Origin of the sequence: Pseudomonas agronomica, from assembly GCF_025917275.1 — a bacterium.
Lineage (GTDB): Bacteria > Pseudomonadota > Gammaproteobacteria > Pseudomonadales > Pseudomonadaceae > Aquipseudomonas > Aquipseudomonas agronomica.
Map to the genome: position 1 here is coordinate 1 of NZ_JAOSHO010001091.1, position 350 is coordinate 350.

Annotated in this window: 1 protein-coding gene; it reads right to left on the reverse strand. The window is 58.0% G+C overall.

The genetic code is table 11. From position 1 onward, the window contains the following. A partial coding sequence (locus OC610_RS29060) for an isochorismatase family protein (protein ID WP_264433291.1) occupies window positions 1-332 on the reverse strand: 332 nt, incomplete at its 3' end. Window positions 333-350 lie beyond the last annotated feature (18 nt).

A 350-nucleotide genomic window follows, 5' to 3' on the forward strand; every position in this document is an offset into this window, starting at 1 on the left:
ACTAATTGTCCGATTCCGGCGCAGCGCAAATCTGCCTCCAGGGTCGTGTTGCAAAAAGCATCCGGCACCTGCTTCTGGATCAATCGTTCCCCGGCCATCGGTTCGAACCGCTCCTGGACCTCTACGCCTGATTGCCCCGGCCAGAATACCGAATCCTCAGAGCGGGACAGATGATGGACATGGATCACGGGCCGCGCCGAATCTCGCCAGTGGGCAAGCAGTTCCAACATGCGCAACTCCGCTTCGCAGTTGTTGCGAGGGCCGAGTCTGGGGTGGAGGATGCCTTTTTGTTGGTCGATGAGGACAAGCGCTGCGTTTTCTCTTAGCTCCATGCCGGTTTTCTCATGCTC